17 protein-coding genes are annotated in these 20,751 nt (G+C 65.5%); all 17 read right to left on the bottom strand.

Going from position 1 to position 20,751, the window contains the following annotated elements; translation table 11 throughout:
* Nucleotides 1-159: 159 nt before the first annotated feature.
* The 17 genes from E5222_RS02640 to E5222_RS02560 all read right to left on the bottom strand — a co-directional run bounded on the left by E5222_RS02640 (nucleotide 160) and on the right by E5222_RS02560 (nucleotide 20,674).
* Complete coding sequence (locus E5222_RS02640; RefSeq protein ID WP_136692166.1) at nucleotides 160-1,620, bottom strand: tetratricopeptide repeat protein; 1,461 nt, start codon at nucleotides 1,618-1,620, stop codon at nucleotides 160-162.
* 57 nt (nucleotides 1,621-1,677) lie between these two features.
* The gene (ftsZ, locus tag E5222_RS02635; protein WP_136692165.1) at nucleotides 1,678-3,414 is read right to left on the bottom strand and encodes a cell division protein FtsZ; all 1,737 of its coding nucleotides are present in this window, start codon (nucleotides 3,412-3,414) and stop codon (nucleotides 1,678-1,680) included.
* 121 nt (nucleotides 3,415-3,535) lie between these two features.
* Nucleotides 3,536-4,825, bottom strand: a complete 1,290-nt coding sequence (ftsA, locus tag E5222_RS02630; RefSeq protein ID WP_136692164.1) for a cell division protein FtsA — start codon at nucleotides 4,823-4,825, stop codon at nucleotides 3,536-3,538.
* Complete coding sequence (locus E5222_RS02625; protein WP_136692163.1) at nucleotides 4,825-5,766, bottom strand: cell division protein FtsQ/DivIB; 942 nt, start codon at nucleotides 5,764-5,766, stop codon at nucleotides 4,825-4,827. The genes ftsA and E5222_RS02625 overlap by 1 nt, the downstream gene beginning before the upstream one ends.
* Entirely contained in the window at nucleotides 5,766-6,773 is a 1,008-nt protein-coding gene (locus E5222_RS02620) for a D-alanine--D-alanine ligase (protein WP_136692162.1), read from the bottom strand. Before E5222_RS02620 ends, E5222_RS02625 begins: the two co-directional genes overlap by 1 nt.
* Nucleotides 6,743-7,708 (bottom strand): UDP-N-acetylmuramate dehydrogenase, encoded by a 966-nt coding sequence (murB, locus tag E5222_RS02615; RefSeq protein ID WP_246021516.1) that lies wholly within the window; start codon nucleotides 7,706-7,708, stop codon nucleotides 6,743-6,745. The genes E5222_RS02620 and murB overlap by 31 nt, the downstream gene beginning before the upstream one ends.
* Nucleotides 7,705-9,120 carry a UDP-N-acetylmuramate--L-alanine ligase gene (gene murC, locus E5222_RS02610; RefSeq protein ID WP_136692161.1) on the bottom strand — a complete coding sequence of 472 codons (1,416 nt, stop codon included), beginning with the start codon at nucleotides 9,118-9,120 and terminating at the stop codon, nucleotides 7,705-7,707. The genes murB and murC overlap by 4 nt, the downstream gene beginning before the upstream one ends.
* Nucleotides 9,117-10,301, bottom strand: a complete 1,185-nt coding sequence (gene murG / locus E5222_RS02605) for an undecaprenyldiphospho-muramoylpentapeptide beta-N-acetylglucosaminyltransferase (protein WP_136692160.1) — start codon at nucleotides 10,299-10,301, stop codon at nucleotides 9,117-9,119. Before murG ends, murC begins: the two co-directional genes overlap by 4 nt.
* Nucleotides 10,298-11,545 (bottom strand): FtsW/RodA/SpoVE family cell cycle protein, encoded by a 1,248-nt coding sequence (locus tag E5222_RS02600; RefSeq protein WP_136692159.1) that lies wholly within the window; start codon nucleotides 11,543-11,545, stop codon nucleotides 10,298-10,300. The genes murG and E5222_RS02600 overlap by 4 nt, the downstream gene beginning before the upstream one ends.
* A complete protein-coding gene (murD, locus tag E5222_RS02595) occupies nucleotides 11,542-12,900 on the bottom strand; it encodes a UDP-N-acetylmuramoyl-L-alanine--D-glutamate ligase (RefSeq protein ID WP_136692158.1) in 1,359 nt (452 codons plus the stop codon). The genes E5222_RS02600 and murD overlap by 4 nt, the downstream gene beginning before the upstream one ends.
* Nucleotides 12,897-13,967 carry a phospho-N-acetylmuramoyl-pentapeptide-transferase gene (gene mraY, locus E5222_RS02590; RefSeq protein ID WP_136692157.1) on the bottom strand — a complete coding sequence of 357 codons (1,071 nt, stop codon included), beginning with the start codon at nucleotides 13,965-13,967 and terminating at the stop codon, nucleotides 12,897-12,899. Before mraY ends, murD begins: the two co-directional genes overlap by 4 nt.
* Before the next feature lie 12 nt (nucleotides 13,968-13,979).
* Nucleotides 13,980-15,437 carry a UDP-N-acetylmuramoyl-tripeptide--D-alanyl-D-alanine ligase gene (locus E5222_RS02585; RefSeq protein ID WP_136692156.1) on the bottom strand — a complete coding sequence of 486 codons (1,458 nt, stop codon included), beginning with the start codon at nucleotides 15,435-15,437 and terminating at the stop codon, nucleotides 13,980-13,982.
* A 3-nt stretch (nucleotides 15,438-15,440) separates the two neighbouring features.
* Nucleotides 15,441-16,907, bottom strand: coding sequence for a UDP-N-acetylmuramoyl-L-alanyl-D-glutamate--2,6-diaminopimelate ligase (locus tag E5222_RS02580; RefSeq protein WP_136692155.1), 1,467 nt, complete (start codon nucleotides 16,905-16,907; stop codon nucleotides 15,441-15,443).
* Nucleotides 16,907-18,664, bottom strand: a complete 1,758-nt coding sequence (locus tag E5222_RS02575; RefSeq protein ID WP_425456228.1) for a peptidoglycan D,D-transpeptidase FtsI family protein — start codon at nucleotides 18,662-18,664, stop codon at nucleotides 16,907-16,909. The genes E5222_RS02580 and E5222_RS02575 overlap by 1 nt, the downstream gene beginning before the upstream one ends.
* Nucleotides 18,661-19,221 (bottom strand): hypothetical protein, encoded by a 561-nt coding sequence (locus E5222_RS02570; protein ID WP_136692154.1) that lies wholly within the window; start codon nucleotides 19,219-19,221, stop codon nucleotides 18,661-18,663. The genes E5222_RS02575 and E5222_RS02570 overlap by 4 nt, the downstream gene beginning before the upstream one ends.
* Nucleotides 19,218-20,177: a 16S rRNA (cytosine(1402)-N(4))-methyltransferase RsmH gene (gene rsmH / locus E5222_RS02565; RefSeq protein WP_136692153.1), complete on the bottom strand. Its 960-nt coding sequence runs from the start codon at nucleotides 20,175-20,177 to the stop codon at nucleotides 19,218-19,220. The genes E5222_RS02570 and rsmH overlap by 4 nt, the downstream gene beginning before the upstream one ends.
* Entirely contained in the window at nucleotides 20,174-20,674 is a 501-nt protein-coding gene (locus tag E5222_RS02560; protein WP_136692152.1) for a division/cell wall cluster transcriptional repressor MraZ, read from the bottom strand. The genes rsmH and E5222_RS02560 overlap by 4 nt, the downstream gene beginning before the upstream one ends.
* Nucleotides 20,675-20,751: the final 77 nt, after the last annotated feature.

Genomic DNA, 20,751 nt, shown 5'->3' with positions numbered 1-20,751 from the left:
TGCGTCATCAATGCGCTGGCGATGGGTTAATACGCAATCCACCATGCCGCGATGGCCGGGGAGAAGTGCCACAAGCCTGTTGGCAATATGTGCACAAATAGCTGGGGAATTATGCGCAGAAACTGGGGAAAACCGGGGGATAGCGCCCCTCCGCCCCCGTCAGTCGAGCGCGGTGACTTCCTCGCCCTCATCGCTGGTGAAGCGGAAGGCATTGATGCCGGTGGCCGCCAGCTCGGTGACAAGTTCCTGCGCTTCCTGCGCCGTTTCGAAGGGACCGGTCAGCAGACGGCTGGTCTGATTCCAGCGTGCGCGATAGGGCTCCGCATCGTCGAGCAGCCCATCGGCATTGCGCACGATCCGGCGCCAGTCGAAACGGAAGGCGGACGTATCCTGCCCGGTCGCGACCTGCACCCAATGCCGGCTGGGATGAGCGGGCGGCGGGGGCGGTTCGGGTTCGCGTTCCTCACGCGGGATATCGATGCTGGTGATGTCCACCGCGCCGGACATGGATGCTGGGGCGGAATCCTCGAGCGAGAAGTCCGCGAAGGCGTCGGTCAGGCTGAGGCCCGGTTCTTCGACTGGTTCTGGCGAAAGATCCACCGTGGGCTGGGGTTCGGAGAGCGAGAAGGACGGACCGGGCGCTTCTTCCTGCGGCACGACCCCGGAAGCCGGAGGCGCCGTTTCCACCTCGACTTCGGCGAGGGCGGGCAATTCGGTGCTCCCGCTTACTGGACCAAGCGGCTCACCGCCCGGAATCAGGCGCTCGTCCGCACCGCCTGTGGGCGCCGGATTGGCGGGCAATTGCATGCGCCGAGCCAGCTGCGGGTCGTCGCGCCCGATTTCCGCACGCTCCGGGAAACGGCCAAGATTGGCTGCCGCAGCCTGCTGTGCAGGAGTGAGTTCGGGCATGAACCGAAGATATGGCCCGATGCGCCGCGCCAGCCGCGCGGGCAGCATAGCCTCGGCAATCGAGACCGCCTCCTCCTCGCGTCCGAGGATGGCAAGCGCAAAAGCGCGCGTGCGGTAGGCGGCAAGGTCACGGCGCTGGAGAAGCGGCAGCAGGGTCGCCTCCGATGCCGCCTGGTCCCCGCTAATCGCCTGGCTCAGCGCGAGGCGGCGGAGCACCTCGTCATTCCGGCTGCGCGACAGGGCTTGCGAATAGAGCTGCTGCGCACGTGCATTGTCACCCACAAGGTCGAATGCGAGGCCGTGATCGGCGGCATATCCGGCGAGATCCTCGCCCGCTGCGCCCGCCCGCTCGAACAATTGCAGCGCGGATACCGGGTCGTACTGGCGCAGCGCCACCAGTGCCTTACCTGCCAGCACCGCCCCGTTTCCGCCATCGACAGCCTGCGCGCGGGCGAAAAAGCCCTCGGCCGCGTCCATATCGTTCAGTTCCAGCGAGGCGCGCCCGGCAGTGATCAGCGCGGGCAGCGATTCCGGGTTGCGTGACAGGCGGCGCAACGCATCGGCCAGCCGCTCCGCTGCCGGGTTGGCGGTGGGCTGCACCACCTCTTGCGCCTGCAGGGCAAGAGGCAGCGTCGCAAGGCTTGTGGCAGCGATTGCACCCGCAGCAAGCGAGGCGCCAAAACGCCGTGCAATTCCGGAACTTGATGTCATTCCGGCCTACTTAGGCCAGCCCATGTGAACCGCAAGACAACACCGCCGGCAATGCGACTACTGGTTGTTCTGACGCCCCAGGAAGCGCGGAATGCGCATCGCGGGCGCATCGTCGCCATCCTCGCCTTCGCCTTCAGCCTCGCCTTCCTCGCCATGACGGGAGAGATTGGCCATGCGTTCGAACAGCGTACTGCCGCCTGCAGCTGAGGCAGGCTGTGGCGCTTCCGCCGGGACTTCCTCGGCGTCGTCCGATCCGCCACCGAAGAACCGGCGCTTGCGGGGCGCGCTTTCGGCAGCTTCCGGTTCACCGTCTCCGGCAAGGCGGCTAGCATCGAGCAGCAGCTCTTCCTCCTCCTCGGCATCCGCAGTATCAGACCCTTCCGCGACTTCCTCGGTCAGCTCGAACATTTCGCCCGAAGTATGCCCATCATCCTGAGGTTTGGCGGCCGCACGTCCCATGCTGGACAGCGAGGCAAAGCCCTCTTCCTTGCCGGGGCCGAATTCATCATCCTCTGCCGGCGCGGGAGTCGGCGCATCGCTCGACGGGCGCGAGAAATCGACTTCAGGTGCTTCGGCCGCGATCTCGGGATGCCCCAGATCCAGCGGCTCTTCTTCCTCTTCCACAGCCTTGGGGGCAGAAAACGGGCGCGAGAATTCGGTATTTACCCGATTTGCATTCACGTCCGGGCCACCAAGCGTAGTCGCTTCGTCCAGCGCGTCCTCCGCCGCATCATCCTCTTCCAGCGACTGCATCGGCAGTACCGGCTTCTTCGGGCCGCGCGAGGCACCCAGGTTGAGCGGCTGGCTGGCGGAATGCGCCTGCTCGGCACTCTGTTCGATGCCGGTGGCGACCACGGAAACGCGAATGCGCCCGTCGAGATCGGGATTGAAGGCCGAACCCCAGATAATGTTCGCTTCGGGATCGACCAGTTCGCGAATATGGTTCGCAGCCTCGTCCACCTCGAGCAGCTTCATGTCCTCGCCGCCAATGATGGAGATGATTACGCCCTTGGCGCCCTGCATCGACACGCCGTCGAGCAGCGGGTTGGCGATGGCGCGTTCGGCCGCTTCCAGCGCGCGATTTTCGCCCTCGCCTTCGCCTGTGCCCATCATCGCCTTGCCCATCTCGTTCATCACCGAACGGATATCGGCGAAGTCGAGATTGATGAGGCCCGGCATCACCATCAGGTCGGTGATCGAGCGGACGCCCTGCTGCAGCACTTCGTCAGCAAGCTGGAAAGCTTCCTTGAAGGTGGTTTCGGCCTTGGCCACCAGGAACAGGTTCTGGTTGGGAATGACGATCAGCGTATCGACATGCTTCTGCAACTCATCGATGCCCGCTTCGGCGGCGCGCATGCGGCGCGTGCCTTCGAACAGGAAGGGCTTGGTCACCACACCCACGGTGAGGATGCCCTTCTTGCGCGCAGTCTCGGCAATCACCGGCGCGGCACCCGTACCCGTGCCACCACCCATACCGGCAGCGATGAAGACCATGTTCACGCCTTCAAGCGCGCGTTCAATATCCTCCACCGTCTCCTCGGCAGCGGCGCGGCCCACTTCGGGGCGCGAACCGGCACCCAGGCCCTGCGTGATATCGGGGCCCAGCTGGATGCGATGCTCGGCCACGGCGTTGTTCAGCGCCTGCGCGTCGGTGTTGGCCACGATGAAATCGACGCCTTCGATCTCGCTTTGGATCATGTTGGCGATGGCGTTGCCGCCAGCACCGCCCACGCCGATCACGGTGATGCGGGGACGCAGTTCTTCAACGGAAGGCGGGCCGATATTGATGCTCATGTCAGTGCTCTCCTGCGGAGCGGTCTAGTAAACGGGTTGGTAACGCTTGTGCCACAAAGCGATTCCGCCGCGTAAGTGGTATTTTCATGTATCCACAGTCCTGCGCGTCGCTTTTCGCAGGTCAGAAATACTCTTTCATCGCGCTCCAGACGTGGCGGATCATGGCGAGGCCGCCGATCCGCGTCGTCTCGGTAAAGCGCGAGCCCACACTGCGTATATCGACCGGATCCTCTGCCGCATAGAGGATCAGTCCGGCCAGCGTGGCAAAACCGGGCACGCTGTGCGCTTCGGGCAGGCCGCGCAAAGCAGGCGGACGGCCGATGCGCACGGGCATGCCCAGCACGCTTTGGGCATAATCCGCAAGACCCGCCAGCTCGGCCCCGCCGCCGGTCAGCACGACTTGCCGCGCACTCGCCTGGCTTCCCGAGAAACCCATTTTTTCCAAAGCCCTGCCGACATCACGCATCAACCCGTCGAGCTCTCCGGTGATGACCGAGATAAGCTCCGCACGCGGGATATGGCCGCGATCATCCGCCCCGTTGGCGACGGTGGCGGAGCTCTCGTCATCGGGCCCGGCGACCGCGATCATCTCGCGATGGTCATGCGGGCTGGCGATGGCGGAACCGTTCACGCATTTGAGCCGCTCGGCCATGAAGCGCTTGATCCCGAAGGCGGAGGCGACCGCATCGGTGATATCGGCAGAGCCGCGCGGGATGGTGGCGAGGCCCACCAGCATGCCGCCGGCATATACCGCAACATTGGTCACCTGCCCGCCAAATTCGACTAGGGCGACACCCAAGTCGCGCTCCTCGGGCGTCAGGCAGGCATAACCGCAGGCGAGCGGCGAGGCGACGATACCCTCGACTTCCAGATGCGCGTTCTGCACCGCTTCGGTGACATTGCGCATGGGCGCGCCATCGGCAAGCATCACATGCACGTCCACGCCCAGCCGCTCTGCATGCAGGCCCTTGGGATTGGCGACGCCATCCGCGCCATCGAGGAAATAGCAGGCGGGCTGCGCATGCAGCACCATCCGGCCATCGGGCTCGATCCCTTCGCGCGCGGAAACGAGCAGGTGCTCGATATCCTCTTCCTCGATCCGGCGCCCGCCAATATCGATCTCGACCGGGTTGATCGTGCTGGCGAGGCCCGCGCCCGAACAGCCGATCCACACGCTGGTCACCTGCGTCCCGGCGAGCTTTTCGGCCTTCTCGATCGCATCGCGCACGGCATAGGTCGCGGCGGCCATATCGGTGACATAGCCGCGCTTGATGCCATTTGCGGCGCGGTGGCCGCTGCCCAGCACATGCATCTCGCCATTCTCGGTCACGCCCGCGATCATCGCGGAAATGCGGAAGGAGCCGATATTGACGGCAGCGATGACATTGGTGATGCGCGGCTGGCTAGCCATCAATTGTCCTCTTCTTCCTGTGCCGCAGCCTGCTCCGCGGCTTGTTCCATGGCGAGCTCGCGGTCAGCCCTTCCGGGCACCTGCATATACATGCGCGGCGGGTTGCGCATGTCGAAGCGCACGACTTCGCCGCCAATCAGGCGGTGCACACCATCGGCGCGGGCGAAGCTGATCAGCGCAGCGGCAGCGCGCTCCGCGCCTTCGGGCAGCGACAGGCTCTGGTCGGTAGCGAAAGTGAGGTCCCAGCGGCGATTGCCGATCCATTCGGCAGCTTTGACCTGCGGCTGCAGCGCAGGCGCGGCGTCGAGCAGGTCGGTCAGCGCCTCCACCTGCGACTGCGCGCCTTCGCCGGAAATGACGAGATATTCCGAAGCGGCGGAGCGCGAAATCGGCTCCAGCTCCGCGCCCGTCGGATCAATAAGCAGCAAGCGCTCGCCCCGGCGCAGAACGGCATGCGGCTCACGCTCGACAATATCGATCACCAGCGTATCTGGTAGCAGGCGGGAGACACGCGCATCAGCCACCCAGTTGAGCGCCAGCAGCTCGGTGCGCAGCTCTTCGAGGTCCACCAGCGGCATCGACAGGTCTTCGCGCCCAAGAGCGCGCTCATAAACGCGCGCCTCGTTCAGCCGGTCCGTCCCGCGCACCTGCACATTGCCGACCTTGTACCCGGCATTGGCGGCGGCCTTGGCGAATTCGGTTTCTGCAACGGTGGTGAGGCCGGAAACGCGCGCCACCACTATCGCAATGGCGAGCAGCACGGCGAGGATCAGCACGGTGAAGAAGGCGTGCCACTGGTCCTCGGTAAAGGGCAGCGCATCCATCATCCTGTCGAACAGCGAATTGGTCTTTGCGCGCGCCTTGCGCACCTGCCCCGCGCGGCCCTGGCTCTTGGCCTGGCGGCGGACCCCGGTGGCCTTGCGGCGGATCGTCTGCGCCATCAGTCGGTCCCGGCCTCACCGGCTGGCAGCTTGCCGAAATGCCGCAGCGCGTCAGCCACGATCATTTCACACAATTGCGGATATTCGATGCCGCAATAGCGGGCCTGCTCCGGCACCAGGCTGAGCGGGGTCATGCCCGGCTGGGTGTTGGTCTCCAGTACGAACAGACCATCTTCCCCGCGCTCATCGTCCCAGCGGAAATCGGTGCGGCTGGTTCCGCGGCAGCCGAGGACCTTATGCGCCCGCGCGGCATAGCGCAGGCACAGGGCGGCGATATTGTCCGGGATATCGGCGGGGAAGACGTGGGTCGTCTTTCCGTCCGTATATTTGTTCTCGAAATCGTAGAAGCCGCTTGCAACGATCAGCTCGGTAACGCCGAGGGCCTTCGCGCCCTCGCCCGTGTCGATGACCGCCGTCGTCAGCTCGCGGCCGCGAATATAGGGCTCCGCCAGCAAGGTTTCGAACTGCTGCCACGGACCCTTGGCGTCACGCGCGATCGGGTTGCCGCAATTGCTCTCATCCGTGATGATGGCGACGCCGACGGACGATCCCTCATTCACCGGCTTCAGCACATAGGGCCGCGCGATCGGATCGCCATCGAACAGCTCGGTGCTGGGCACAACCCGCCCGCCGGGCATGGGGATACCGTGCGGGACCAGCGCCTGCTTGGTCAGTTCCTTGTCGATGGCGACAACCGAGGTGGCCAGGCCCGAATGCGTATAGGGTACGCCCATCAGGTCCAGCATGCCCTGCACCGTGCCGTCTTCCCCCGGCGCGCCGTGCAGCGCGTTGAAAACGATATCGGGTTTCACTTCGGCAATGCGGGCCGCAACGTCGCGGTCCATGTCGATCCGCGTCACGCGGTGGCCCAGGCTTTCCAGCGCATCCGCCACGCCTTTGCCAGACATGAGCGATACTTCGCGCTCATTGGCCCAGCCGCCCATCAGGACGGCGATATGGAGTTTCGGCAGTCGGCTCACGGTCGTCCCACTCGCTTGATTTCCCATTCCAGCGCCACGCCGGTCTTTTCCGACACGCGGCGGCGTACTTCTTCCCCAAGCCCCTCGATATCGCTGCTGGTCGCATCGCCGGTGTTGATGAGGAAGTTGGCGTGCTTCTCGCTCACCTGCGCGCCGCCCATCTTGAGGCCGCGGCAGCCCGCTTCATCGACCAGCTGCCACGCCTTCTTCCCGTCCGGGTTCTTGAAGGTGGAGCCGCCCGTCTTGGTCCGCAAAGGCTGCGATGCCTCGCGCTCGGCGGCGATGCGGTCCATTTCTCTGCCAATCTCCTCGGGATCGCCGGGATCGCCCTGGAAGCGCGCGGCGACCACGATGGCACCTTCGGGCAGGCGCGAATGGCGATAGGTATAATCGAGGTCTTCCGCCGGGATGTTCACGCAATCGCCATTGGGGAAGACCACGTCGCAATCGACGAGGATATCGGCCACTTCACGACCATAGGCCCCGCCATTCATGCGCACGAAACCGCCCACTGTGCCGGGAATGCCGCGCAGGAATTCCATCCCCGCAATCCCCGCATCGCGCGCGGTGGAGGAGACGAGGATACCCGGCGCGCCGCCGCCGCATTCGAGGATATTGTCGCGCCGCACCTCGACCGAGGCAAAGGGCTTGCCGAGGCGCACGACCACGCCGGGTACGCCGCCATCGCGGATGATGAGGTTTGACCCGAGGCCGATCGCCATCACTGGCGTGCCTTCCTCCAGCCCCTGCAGGAAGCTGGTGAGGTCTTCGAGGTCGGCCGGTTCGAACAGCCAGTCCGCCGGACCGCCGCTCTTGAACCAGACCAGCTTGTCGAGCGGGGCGTCCTTGGTCAGCTTGCCGCGCACGGGAGAGGGTGTCACGTCGGCTGCCCCCTTCTCCTCGCCCGCACCGGGGGCGTTCTGGCCCTTGGGCTCCTCGCCATATTGCATGTGCCGTGTCATGCCGCTTCCGCCCTCGCCCGTTCGATCGAGGACGCGAGACCCGCAGCCCATTTGGTGATGTCGCCCGCGCCGAGGCAGACGACCATGTCGCCCGGCTCGACCAATCCGGCCAGCTCCTGCGCCAGCGCATCCGGCCCGGCGATTTCCGCCGCCTGCCGGTGCCCGCGCGCCTTGATCCCGGCGACCAGCGCCGCGCTGTCGATGCCCGCAATCGGCTGCTCGCCCGCCGGATAGACCGGCGCGGCATAGACGATGTCCGCATCGGCGAAGCAGGACTGGAATTCCTCCATCAGGTCGCGCAACCGCGTGTAGCGATGCGGCTGCGCCACCGCGATGACACGGCCTTTCGCGGCCTCGCGCGCTGCGGAGAGCACCGCGCGGATTTCCACCGGGTGATGCGCATAATCGTCGATCACCCGCACACCATCGACCTCGCCCGCCAGCGTAAAGCGACGGCGTACCCCGCCGAAGCGGGCGAAACCGGCGCGGATCGTGTCGGCGGTGCAGCCCATTTCCAGCGCCACGGCCGTTGCGGCGAGCGCATTCTGGACATTGTGGCGACCGGGCATGGGCAGGACGATGTTCTCTATGCGGCTTTCCCGCCCGTCGCGGTCGCGGCTGACGGCATCGAAGCGGGTTGATCCGCCTTCGCTGGAGATATTCTCCGCCCGCACGTCGGCATGGGGCGAGAAGCCATAGGTGATCACGCGCCGGTCGCGCACACGGGCGATCACGTTCTGCACTTCGTCATGATCGATGCACAGCACTGCAGCGCCATAGAAGGGCACGTTCTCGATGAATTGCAGGAAGGCATCCTTCACCGCATCGAAACTGCCGTAATGGTCGAGATGTTCGGGATCGATATTAGTCACGACCGCGATCGTGCCATCGAGCCGCAGGAAGCTGCCGTCGCTCTCATCCGCCTCGACCACCATCCACTCGCTGTCACCCAGCCGCGCGTTGGAGCCGTAACTTTCGATGATCCCGCCATTGATCACGGTCGGATCCACCCCGCCCGCATCGAGCAGCGTGGCGACCATGCTGGTCGTCGTCGTCTTGCCGTGCGTGCCGGCGACGGCGACGGTGCTTTTCAGCCGCATCAGCTCTGCCAGCATTTCCGCGCGGCGAACCACAGGGATGCGGTTCTCGATAGCTGCAGCGACTTCGGGATTGTCGCGCTTTACCGCGGTGGAGGTGACGACAACGGACGCATCGCCGAGGTTTGCCGCGTCATGCCCGATGGAAACGGGAATGCCGCGCGCACGCAGCCGCTCCACGCTCGCGCTCTCGGCAATGTCGGAGCCCTGCACGCTATAGCCGAGATTCTTCATCACCTCGGCAATGCCGGACATGCCGATACCGCCAATGCCGACGAAATGGATCGTGCCGATATCCGTGGGGACGCCCTTCATACGCTGTCCCTCGTCGCGGCAGCCGGTGCGCCCTCGGCGTTCCTGCGCTCGCTTGCGCCCACGCGGATCACATCCTGGATCGGTGCGCCGCCGAAGCTTTCGACAAGGTCGGCCAGGTCGCGCGCAGCCTTGGGGCGTCCGCAATTCCAGCTGGCATGGGCCGCATTGGCGAGCGTTTCGGGATGCTGGGCCATGGCCTGGATCTGCTTGGCGAGCTCGCTGGCGGTAAACTTGTGCTGGCGGATCGAGCGTGCGCCGCCCGCCTTCACCACTTCGCGCACATTGGCAGCCTGGTGGTCATCGGTGGCGATGGGCAGCGGGACGAGGATCGCGGGGCGGCCCACGGCGGTCAACTCGGCAATGGTGGAGGCGCCGGCACGTCCAATAAAGAGATGCGCATCGGCCAGCCGCGCCTGCATGTCTTCGAAATAGGTGCCGAGTTCGGCGGGAATCTCGTGGCTGGCATAACGCGCCCGCACCGCGTCGAGATCCTCCGGGCGGCATTGCTGCGTCACCTGCAACCGGCTGCGCAAGGCGGGCGGGAGCATGGCAAGGCCATCGGGCACGACTTCAGACAGGACACGCGCGCCCTGGCTGCCGCCGGTCACCAGCACGCGGAACAGTCCGTCGGCGGTAAAGGCGGGGAATTCCTCGTCGCGCAGGCTGAGCACTTCGGGCCGCACGGGATTGCCGACGAGGTGCGTCTTCGCCCGGTGATCCGCCTTAAGCCGCTCGACATCGGGATAGGCGGTGGCGATGGCATCGACCCTTCCCGCCAGCAGGCGATTGACGCGGCCCAGCACGGCGTTCTGTTCGTGGATCACGGTGGCGATATCATCCGCCTGCGCGCCGAGCAGGGCGGGCAGCGCGGGATAGCCGCCAAAGCCGATAACGGCGCTGGGCTGGAAGGTCTCGTAAACGCGGCGCGCCATGGCGCGGCCCTGCATGACGGCACGGATACCGCCCAGCCAGCGCATCGGGTTCTTCCCGAAACGGCCGGCGGGCAGGACATGGGCAGTCAGGAAATCAGGCTTGCCGGGGATCGCCGCGCCGCGATCATCGGTGATCAGGGCGACATGATGGCCGCGCCGCTCCAGCTCGGAAGCAAGCGCAAAGGCGGGCGTCAGATGCCCGCCGGTTCCGCCTGCCGCCAGCACGTAATGTCGTGCAACAGAAGTCATCGCCGCTTGCCTTTCTGCGCCCCTGCTTTCCGCGCCTTTGCGGCCCCGCCGCCGAAATCGAAAGCCTCACGGCTCAGAAACGGATTGCGCCGGGTAATCGCCAGCAGCAACCCGATGGAGAAGCACTGCGCAATGGTAGACGATCCGCCGTAACTCACCAAAGGCAGCGTCATGCCTTTGGAGGGGAAAAGCTGCAGGTTCATGAGAATGTTGATGAAAGCCTGTCCACCGAACAGCGCTATAAGACCGCTGGCTGCAAGGATGATGAACAGCCGGTCCTCATCCACCAGCCGCACCAGCACGCGCAGGATGATGGCGAGGTAGAGCACCACGATCACTCCGCAGGCGAGCAGGCCGAATTCCTCCCCGATCACCGAGAAGATGTAGTCGGTATGCGCTTCGGGCAGGCGCATCTTGTTGTTGCCGAGATTGAGGCCGGTGCCCGTCCACCCGCCGCCCAGCAGCGTGCGGCTGGCAAGGTCCACCTGGTCATAGGCGGTACCGCCGCCAAGGAAGGCGTCGATGCGGTTGCGGGCATTGTCATAGAATACATAGGCAAGGACCAGCCCGCCCAGTCCGACGCCGCACAGTGTCAGTATCCGCTTTATCGGCAAGCCCGCCAGCATCACCACCACGAACCAGCAACCGACGAACAGGATAGCCTCGCCGAAATTGGGTTGCGCCATCAGCATAATGACGATGAAGCCCAGCAATCCGCCCGATACGCCGATCACAGGCAGGCCGGGATCACGCACTTTCCAGGAAAGAATCCAGGCCAGGATCACCGCGAAGGCCGGCTTGAGGAATTCGGACGGCTGGAATTGCAGGCCGAGGTTGAGCCAGCGGGTGGCGCCATTGCGCTCGACACCGATCAGCGGGACCAGCACCAATGCAACCAGCATGGCCGCACCCAGCAGGATCGCCCCGCGCCGCGCGAGTTCATGCGGGACCAGCGAGGTCGCGATCAGCACGCAGAGGCCGAGAAACTGCCAGCGGATGTGCAGCCAGAAGAAATGCAGGTCGGATAGCGTCACATCCGATGTCGACAGGCGATTGGCGCTGGCAGGCGATGCGGCCATGACCGCGATCGTCCCCAGTGACATCAGCAGCAGGATCAGGCCCAGCAGCACACGGTCGATTTCGCGCCACCAGACCAGCAATTGGCGCCTGCGGTCCTGCGGAAAGGCGGCCGTCGGCGCGCTGCGGCGGCCCGGCTGGGGGATATAGGGACGCGCGGCGCTCATGCGGCAGACCTTCCGGTGGAGCCGCTGGTGGGCTGATCGCTGCTCGTCAGCCCGCCCACGATTTCGCGGAATGTGTCGCCGCGTATCTCGTAATCGCGAAACTGGTCGAAGCTGGCGCAAGCGGGGCTGAGAAGCACCACATCGCCGGGCTGGGCTGCCTTGAGCGCGCGCGAAGTCGCCTCGCACAGCATCTCGCAATCCTCGACCGGCATGTGTCCCGTCAGCAGCTTGGCAAACATCGGACCGGCCTCGCCTATCGTGTAGGCGGATGCGACATGGCCGAACCACGGAGCGCAGTCGTCGAGGTTATCGGCTTTGGCGAGACCGCCGCAGATCCAGTGAACACGCGGCCTGCCATCATGCGGGGGCCAGGCGGCGAGCGCCGGGGCGGTGGAGGCGGGATTAGTCGCCTTGGAATCGTTGATCACCAGCACGCCATCGAACGTGCCGAGCACTTCCATCCTGTGCGGCAGGCCGCGGAACGTGGCGAGGCCGGTAAGCACCTGTTCGCGGGAGAGGCCCAGCTCCTCGACCAGAGCGGCGGCGATGGCCGCGTTCTGGAGGTTGTGCGGACCCTGCAGGCTGGGCCATTCACCCTGCCTGCCCGCCAATTCGTCCACCAGCACGCAGGTCGCTCGACCGGGAGCGCGGCGCGCTGCCTCATGCGCCTGCACCTGGCTGGTTTCCGCATCCTCGCAACCGAAGGCCGCGAAATGCCCAGCCTCCTGCATCGCCAGCAGCCGCGCCTTGGAGGCTGCATAGGCGGCAAAGCCGTCATAGCGGTCCAGGTGATCGGGCGTGATATTGATCAGCGCCGCCACCTCGCAATCGAGCGAGAAGGTGAGGTCGATCTGGTAGCTTGAGAGTTCGAGCACATAGACACCGCCTTCGGGCAAAGGCTCCTGCCCCAGGATCGGCAGGCCGATATTGCCGCCCATGCGGGTCGGTACGCCCGCCTGCTCCAGCAGATGGTGGACCAGCGCGGTGGTGGTCGACTTGCCATTGGTGCCGGTAATGCCGACCACCTTGTGCGGGGGCAGATCGGCGCGGGCTTGCGCGAAAAGCTCGATATCGCCGATCACCGGCACGCCCGCTTCGCGCGCCTTGGCCGCCAGCGGATGGGTGTTGAGCGGCACGCCGGGGGAGACGACGATGCCGTCGAACCCGGAAAGATCGATCTCCATCGGATCGGCAATGGTGCAGCGACCCTCCAGCTTGCGGCGCGGCGTTTCCTGCCGGTCCCAGGCCGTTACTTCCGCGCCGCTCGCCAGCAGGCATTCGACCACCGCCATGCCCGATCGGGCGAGGCCGAGGACGGCGTACTTCCTGCCTGCGAAGACGCGTGCCGTGATCACCTGACCTTCAACGTAGCCAAGCCGATGACCGCAAGGACGATGGCGATGATCCAGAAGCGGATCACCACGGTCGACTCCTTCCAGCCCAGCTGTTCGAAATGATGGTGGATCGGCGCCATGCGGAAGACCCGCCTGCCCGTGCGCTTGAACCAGAATACCTGGATGATGACCGATGCGGTCTCCATCACGAACAGGCCGCCGATGATCAGCAGCACGACTTCGTGATGGCTCGCCACGGCCACAGCGCCCAGCGCCCCGCCCAAGGCAAGGCTGCCCGTGTCACCCATGAAGACGGCGGCTGGCGGCGCGTTGAACCACAGGAAGGCGAGGCCCGACCCCATGATTGCCGCGCAGAACAGCGCCAGCTCACCCGCCAGCGGCACGTGCGGGATGCCGAGATATTCCGAATAGTCGACGCGGCCGACAAGGTAGCAGATGATCATGAAGGCGCCCGCCGCGATCACCACCGGCATGGTGGCAAGTCCGTCCAGCCCGTCAGTCAAATTCACCGCATTGCCCATGCCGACGATCACCGTTGCAGCGAAGAGGTAGTAGAACGGACCCAGCGGGATCGACCGGTCGCTGAGGAAGGGGACGTAGAGATTGGTGTTGATCTCACCGACAATCAGCCACGAAGCGATGCCCGCCACGATGAATTCGGCCAGCAGGCGCACCTTGCCCGACACGCCCTTGTGACTGGCCTTGGAAACCTTGTCGTAATCGTCGAGGAAGCCGATCACGCCGAAGCCGAGGCATACGGCAAGGCAGGCCCAGACAAACGGGCTGGACAGGTCCATCCATAGCAGCATGGAAATCACCAGCGAGGTGAGGATCATCAGCCCGCCCATGGTCGGCGTGCCGACCTTGGCCTGGTGCGTCTGCGGCCCGTCCTCGCGGATCGGCTGGCCCTTGCCCTGCCGCACGCGCAACATGGCGATGAAGCGGGGGCCGATGATCAGGCCGATCACCAGCGCCGTCATCATGGCCGCGCCGGACCGGAAGGTCTGGTAACGGACTAGGTTCAGGATACCTTCGAATTCAAGCAGTTGGGCAATAAAATAGAACATCGTTCAACGTCGTCAGCCTTCCCTGGCGCCAAAATGCGCCACCAGGCGCGACAGCCCGACGGAGTTGGACCCCTTGACCAGCACCGCATCCCCTCCGGCGAGGCCAAATTCCTCCAGCGCGGCGATCGCTTCACCCGCATTCTCGCAATGGGCAAAGTGCAAGGGCTTGCCAAGCGTATTGGCAAGGCCTTTCCCCAATTCACGCGCGAGCGGGGTCATCTCGTCGCCCACCAGCACCGCATAATCGACATTGGCATCGAACAGCGGCTCTGACAGCTGCGCGTGGAAAGACGGCGCGAAATCGCCCAGTTCCTTCATCGCGCCCAGCACGGCGATGCGGCGGGTGGCAGGCGTCTGCCCCAGCTGCGCCAGCGTGGCGCGCATGGAAGCGGGATTGGCGTTGTAGCTCTCGTCGACCATCAACGCGTGGCCGCCCGGCACAGTGAGGCGCAGCCGCGCGCCGCGACCCTTGAGGCCGCCCATGCCGGCGAGAGCGAGCCCTGCGGCACCAAGATCTCCGCCCGCGGCATGGACAGCGGCCATGACGCAAAGCGAATTGCTCACCCAGTGATCACCCGGCTCGGCGACGGTGTAGCACAGGCGGTGGCCGCCCATGGCAGCCGTCACCAGCGAACCGCCATGCGCATCGGGCAGCGCATCGAGCAGGCGCATATCGGCATGGTCGGCGCGGCCGAAGGAAATGACCTTTGCGCCCACGGCCTGCGCCGCGTCGCGCAATTGTTCGAAATGCTCGCTATCCGCCGGGATCACCGCCGTGCCGCCTTTTTCCAGGCCGGCGAAGATTTCCGCCTTGGCCGCCGCGATCGCCTCCATGCTGCCCAGGTTCTCGATATGGGCGGGCGCGATGGTTGTGATGACGGCAACATGCGGACGCACCTGCGCGGTCAGCCCGGCAATCTCTCCGGCATGGTTCATGCCCATCTCGAACACGCCATACTGGCTGCGCGGAGCCATGCGCGAGAGGCTGAGCGGAACGCCGACATGGTTGTTGTAGGAGCGGATGGAGCGGTGCGACGTTCCCCGGCTGGTGCGCTCAAGGCTTGCGAAGATCGCTTCCTTGACGCCCGTCTTCCCGACCGAACCGGTCACGCCGATGATGCGTGCCGAGGCCCGGTTCCGTGCCGTCCTGGCAAGAAGTTCAAGCGCCCTTGAGGTGTCTTCCACCAGCACATGCGGCCCGTCCACCGGACGATCGACCAACGCCGCGACGGCGCCATTGGCAAAGGCCTTGTCGACGAACTTGTGCCCGTCCATCGCCTCGCCCTTCAGCGCAACGAACAGGTCCCCCGAACGCACGTCGCGGGAGTCCATTTCGACGCCGCTAACCTGAAATTCACCATAAGCAGTCCCGCCTGTCGCAAGTGCGATCTCGGCAGAAGTCCACAGCGCCAGGCGCAGGCGGTCGGCCTCTTCGACGGGCCAACGAAGGACTTGGGCAACAGCATTCATCGCTCAACCTGCTCCTGAAATCTCGGCGGCGCATTCGCGCGCTACCGTCACGTCATCAAATGGCAGCACGCGCTTGGCGTCACCGCTGCCGACAATCTGTCCCTGTTCGTGCCCCTTGCCGGCGACGAGGACGATGTCGTCCCTGCCCGCTTCGGCAATGGCGGCGCGGATCGCTTCGCGCCGGTCGCCCACTTCGCGCGCGCCCTTGGCGCCCTGCATCACGGCAGCGCGAATGGCGGCGGGGTCTTCCCCGCGCGGATTATCATCGGTCACGAAGACCACATCCGATCCTTCGACAGCGACCCGGCCCATAGGCTCTCTTTTGCCCGTATCACGATCGCCGCCTGCACCGAAGACGGAAATCAGGCGGCCCGTGACATGCGGGCGCAATGCAGCAATTGCCGCGGCCAATGCATCAGGCGTATGCGCGTAATCCACATATACCGGCGCGCCGCTCTTCGCGATCACCGCACGCTCCAGCCGCCCGCGCACGGGTTGCAGGCGGGCGAGCGCATCGAAGACGGCGGCGGGCGCATCGCCGCTCGCCAGTGCCAGCCCGGCGGATACCAGCGCATTGGCGACCTGATATGCACCGATCAGCGGCAGGCGGATGGCATAGGCCTTGCCCTCGCACACGAACTTCAATTCCTGGCCCAAGGCACCGGGTTTGCGGGAAATGAGCTGGATGCCCTTGCCCTTCTCACCCACGGTCAGCAGCTTGAGGCCGCGCGCCTTGGCCACTTCGGCGGCGCGTGCGGACCATTCGTCATCGGCCCAGATCACCGCCGTCCCGCCATCATCCACCACTTCGGTGAACAGGCGCATCTTGGCGGCGAAATAGTCCTCCATGTCAGCATGGTAATCGAGGTGGTCACGCGAAAGATTGGTGAAGGCCCCCGCCATCACCGGCAGTCCCTCGTTGCGGAATTGCGAGAGGCCGTGACTGGAGGCTTCATAGGCGACATGCGTCACGCCCTCGCGCGCAAGGCCGGTCATGTTGGAAAGGAAAGTGACGATATCGGGCGTGGTGAGGCCGGTGGAGACGCTCTCATCCGGCGTGGTGACACCCAGCGTGCCGATGGAAGCAGCCGAATGACCGCACATGCGCCAGATCTGCCGCGTCATCTCGACCGTGGAAGTCTTGCCGTTGGTGCCGGTCACCGCGACCACGTGATCGGGCACGGGGGTGAAGAACTTCGCGGCGATCTCGGCAAAGGCACGGCGTGGTTCGGCAGAGGCGAGATGCAGCGCGCCTTCGACCTTGGCTTCGGGACGCGCCACCACGGCGACAGCACCCGATGCGATGGCGGCGGGAATGAAGTCCTCCCCATTCACCACCGCGCCCTGGAACGCGCCGAAGATATTACCGGGCGCGACCTTGCGATGATCGATGGCAAAGCCGGTGACATGCTCTTCCGCAGCAGCGCCCGCATCCTGCCCGATTGCCTGTGCCAGCGCCCCCAGTTTCATCAATGCACTCCGCTGCCGACGAGGTACTGGAGCTCGGTCAGGTCGATATCGCGTCCCTCGTCGGGCAGCACACCCAGCTGCGGGCCGATGCGCGGGATCAGCCGGCCAACGACCGGCGCCGCGTTCCACGCGGCGGTGCGCTGGTAGGAGCTGGCAACGGTGCCCTGCGGCTCATCCAGCATGGCGATCACGACATAGCGCGGCCGATCCATGGGGAAGGCCGCGGCAAAGGTGGAGACCAGCGTGGTGCGCGAATAGGAGCCGTTCTTGGGCTTTTCGGCCGAGCCCGTCTTGCCGCCCACGCGGAAGCCCGGCGCATTGGCGTTACGGCCGGTGCCATAGACAGCGATCATGCGCAGCAGCTGGTTCATGCGCGCGCTGGTGCTGGCCTTGAACACGCGGCGGCCGCGCGGGGCATTGCCCGGCTCGATCCGCCGCATCGTGGCCGGACGCCACATGCCGCCATTGACCATCGCGGCATAGGCGCTGGCAAGGTGGAGCGGGGTTACCGAAATGCCGTGGCCGAAGCCCACCGTCATGCCCTTCAGCCGCGACCACTCACCGCCGAAGCTGAGCGGTGCGCCGCGACCCGGAAGCTCGATATAGGGCGCCTCGCCCATGCCGAGATCGGTCATGTATTTCTTCAGCACGTCGGAGCCAAGTTCGTCGGCGATCTGGCCGGTGACGATGTTTGAGGAATGGATCAGCGATTGCGGCGCGTTCAGCGTGTCGCCGATCACGTGGCTGTCATTGATCGTCTGCTTGCCGATGCGCAGCGGGCGGTTGGCCTGGTAGCGGCGCGCAAGGTTGGTGATCGACCCGGCATCGATCGCGGCCGCCACGGTCAGCGGCTTGAAGATCGAGCCGAGCTCGTAAACCTGGTTGGTCACGCGGTTGAAGGCTGGCGGCATGATCCCGCGATCGACCATTTCCTGCGTGCGGATCAGGTCTTCGGTGGTGACATTGTTGGGGTCGAATTCGGGGAAGGAGGCCATGGCCAGCACCTCGCCAGTATCGACGTCGAGCACGATGCCTGCCGCACCGATCGCATTGACCGACAGCATGCCGCGCTTCAGCTCATCCTCCAGCGCGCCCTGCACGCGGATATCGATGGAAAGCGCCGCCGGCTCGCCACGGAAAGCCGGATCGACAAGGCGATCCTGCAGCACCTGCTCCATGCCGATATGGCCCTGCCCGTCCTGGACATAGCCCAGCACATGTGCGGCCAGCGATCCTTGCGGATAGTGGCGATCGGCCTCGCGCGGCATTTCCAGCGCCAGCTCACCGATTTCCATCACGCGGTTGGCATCTTCCGGCAGCACGCGGCGGCGCAAATAGGCGCCGCGACCGGCGCGCAGTTTCTCCGCCGTGTCCACCACGTCGAGATCAGGGAAAATCGCGTGGAGTTCACGCGCCACTTCTTCAGGCGAACTTACCAGCGGGGGTCCGCCATCGTCCATCGCGTGCGGATTGAACCACAGCGCATAGGCGGGAAAGGCGCGTGCGAGAGGCACGCCATTGCGGTCAGTGATCTCCCCGCGCGGCGGCAGCAGGGCATCGGCCATGGTGGTCTGCGCGGCGGCGGGCTGGATCACTCCCAGCCAGGCAATGCGTGAGACGGCGGTGAGCGCGAGGAAGAGGAAGGCCAGCGCGATGATCAGCACGCGAAAGCGCGCCATCAACAGCGAGCGGCGGCGGTAATCGACGAGGCGGATGCGCCCGGTGGCCAGCGGCCGCGGGGCGACGAGCGAATTCACTTCCCGCCGCCTCCCAAAGCGATGCGCACGGCGGCGCCGGTTGTCGGGGCCGATGCGGCAGCGCTGAGCGGCACGCGCGCGCTGCGTTCGGCAATTGCGGCGATCAGCGTCGTTCCCTCGCCATCGTCATCGCGCCGGGGGCGCACCAATTCCGGATCGAGGCGCTCGCCGGTGATCGGCGAGACCAGCTCGGCAAAGCTCATATTGTCTTCTTCCAGCGCCTGGCTGGCAAGCAGCACCGGCTCCACCGCATCGGCCGGACGCGCGCTCGCGAAGCGGGAGAGCTGGCGTTCATTCTCGATGAACTGGTCTGCCGCAGGGGCGCTGTAGCCGAAATCGACGCGGTTCCACGCCGCCAGCTGCATCTGGCTGGAACGGGTCAGAAATTCGGTCTCCAGCAGCAGGTTCTGTTCTTCCAGCGCCACGATCCGGCGCTCGGCGCGGGTGACTTCGCTCTGCACCGACCAGACCTGGAAATGCAGCACGCCATAAAGCGCGGTGCAGATTGCCAGCAGGGCCAGCCAGCCGATGCGACGGATGCGAGCCTGGGGGGTCATGCGGCGTGCTCCTTCTGCGATTGGGCGGGGGCGGCTGTGCGAGTGGCCGCGCGCAGGGTGGAGGACCGGGCACGCGGATTGCGGGCGATTTCCGCCGCCGAGGGGCGGATCGCCTTGGACAATTCCCCGAAGCGCGGTGGAGAGACAGGGTGCGCTTCGGGGAGGTGACGTGAGCCGCGCGGGTTAGCGTTGGCGGCATCACGCAGGAACTGTTTGACTATGCGATCTTCCAGGCTGTGGAAGCTGACCACGGCAAGGCGGCCGCCTTCCCTCAGCAGCTGCTCGGCACCGGAGAGGCCCTGCTCCAGCTCGTCCAGCTCCGCATTCACATGGATGCGGATGGCCTGGAAGCTGCGCGTGGCAGGATCCTTGGGCGCACCGGCATGATAGCCGAGCGCCTTGCGCACCACGGCAGCGAGCTCCCCGGTGGTGGTCAGCGGGCGTGCAGCAACGATGGCGCGGGCGACGCGGCGCGACTGGCGCTCCTCGCCATATTTGTAGAGCACGTCGGCAATCGTCTTCTCATCCGCCTCATTGACGAAATCGGCGGCATTGGGACGCTGGCGATCCATGCGCATGTCGAGCGGGCCGTCGGCGGAGAACGCAAAGCCGCGCTCGGCCTGGTCGAGCTGCATGGAGGAGACGCCGATATCCATGGCGATCCCGTCCACCTGCGCGACGCCAGCCTCGGTCATTGCCTCGACCATCTCGGAAAAGCGGCGCGGATGGAGGACGAGGCGCGGCGGGTCCTCCTGCGTTTCGGGCCACTGGCGGCCAGCAGCGATCGCATCGGGATCGCGGTCGAAGGCGTGGACGGTCGCGCCCGCCTCAAGAAAGGCACGCGTATAGCCGCCGGCGCCGAAAGTGGCGTCGATCACCACGTCGCCGGGCTGGATGCGCAGCTCGCGCACCACTTCGTCCAGCAGGACGGGAATATGCGGGGAAGCGGCGGTCACTTGCCCTTCCCCTTGGCATTGGCCGCAGCCATTTCCTGCCGGCAATAGGCCTGCATCTGCGCGAATTCGGGGCCCTGCGCCAGCAGCACTTCGGGATTCCAGATGGTGATAATCTGGCCGATGCCGTGGAAATAGAGCGCATCGCCGATGTCCCCCAGCTCGAACAGCGTGGAACTGAGGTTGAAGCGCCCGCTGGCGTCGAAATTGGTCGGGGTGAAGGTGTAGAGCGCGGCAGACTTCAGCTCGCGATCGAAAGCCATGTCGCCGCGCGCGATGGCCTTGTCCTCCAGCTCGTCCAGCAAATCCTCGAACGTGTCGACGCGGTCCTTGCCGAAGCCGGTCAGGCAGGGCCAGCGATCATGCTTGGAAACGCAGAGCGTGCGTTCGCCGCTTGCTTCGGCCAGAGGATTGCGGAGTTTGGCAGGCAGGACGAAGCGATCCTTTTCGCCGCGAAGCGAAAAGCCCTGACCGCTATATACCGTCGCCTTCTGCGCCACTTCCCCCAGTCCCTGATCGATGGGTCCACACCAAATCGGGCAAAGCGCCAGCGTCCGCGCCGCGCAGCTGCGCGGCC

Origin of the sequence: Alteraurantiacibacter aquimixticola (assembly GCF_004965515.1) — a bacterium.
GTDB lineage: Bacteria > Pseudomonadota > Alphaproteobacteria > Sphingomonadales > Sphingomonadaceae > Alteraurantiacibacter > Alteraurantiacibacter aquimixticola.
The sequence above is the reverse complement of the archived record's forward strand: the minus strand, read 5'-3'. Positions and strand labels throughout refer to the sequence as shown.

Bases quoted from the DNA above. Each gene is read 5' to 3' on its own strand.
- E5222_RS02640 (WP_136692166.1), bottom strand. From the start codon at position 1,620: ATGACATCAAGTTCCGGAATTGCACGGCGTTTTGGCGCCTCGCTTGCT.
- ftsZ (WP_136692165.1), bottom strand. From the start codon at position 3,414: ATGAGCATCAATATCGGCCCGCCTTCCGTTGAAGAACTGCGTCCCCGC.
- ftsA (WP_136692164.1), bottom strand. From the start codon at position 4,825: ATGGCTAGCCAGCCGCGCATCACCAATGTCATCGCTGCCGTCAATATC.
- E5222_RS02625 (WP_136692163.1), bottom strand. From the start codon at position 5,766: ATGGCGCAGACGATCCGCCGCAAGGCCACCGGGGTCCGCCGCCAGGCC.
- E5222_RS02620 (WP_136692162.1), bottom strand. From the start codon at position 6,773: ATGGGAAATCAAGCGAGTGGGACGACCGTGAGCCGACTGCCGAAACTC.
- murB (WP_246021516.1), bottom strand. From the start codon at position 7,708: ATGACACGGCACATGCAATATGGCGAGGAGCCCAAGGGCCAGAACGCC.
- murC (WP_136692161.1), bottom strand. From the start codon at position 9,120: ATGAAGGGCGTCCCCACGGATATCGGCACGATCCATTTCGTCGGCATT.
- murG (WP_136692160.1), bottom strand. From the start codon at position 10,301: ATGACTTCTGTTGCACGACATTACGTGCTGGCGGCAGGCGGAACCGGC.
- E5222_RS02600 (WP_136692159.1), bottom strand. From the start codon at position 11,545: ATGAGCGCCGCGCGTCCCTATATCCCCCAGCCGGGCCGCCGCAGCGCG.
- mraY (WP_136692157.1), bottom strand. From the start codon at position 13,967: ATGTTCTATTTTATTGCCCAACTGCTTGAATTCGAAGGTATCCTGAAC.
- E5222_RS02585 (WP_136692156.1), bottom strand. From the start codon at position 15,437: ATGAATGCTGTTGCCCAAGTCCTTCGTTGGCCCGTCGAAGAGGCCGAC.
- E5222_RS02580 (WP_136692155.1), bottom strand. From the start codon at position 16,907: ATGAAACTGGGGGCGCTGGCACAGGCAATCGGGCAGGATGCGGGCGCT.
- E5222_RS02570 (WP_136692154.1), bottom strand. From the start codon at position 19,221: ATGACCCCCCAGGCTCGCATCCGTCGCATCGGCTGGCTGGCCCTGCTG.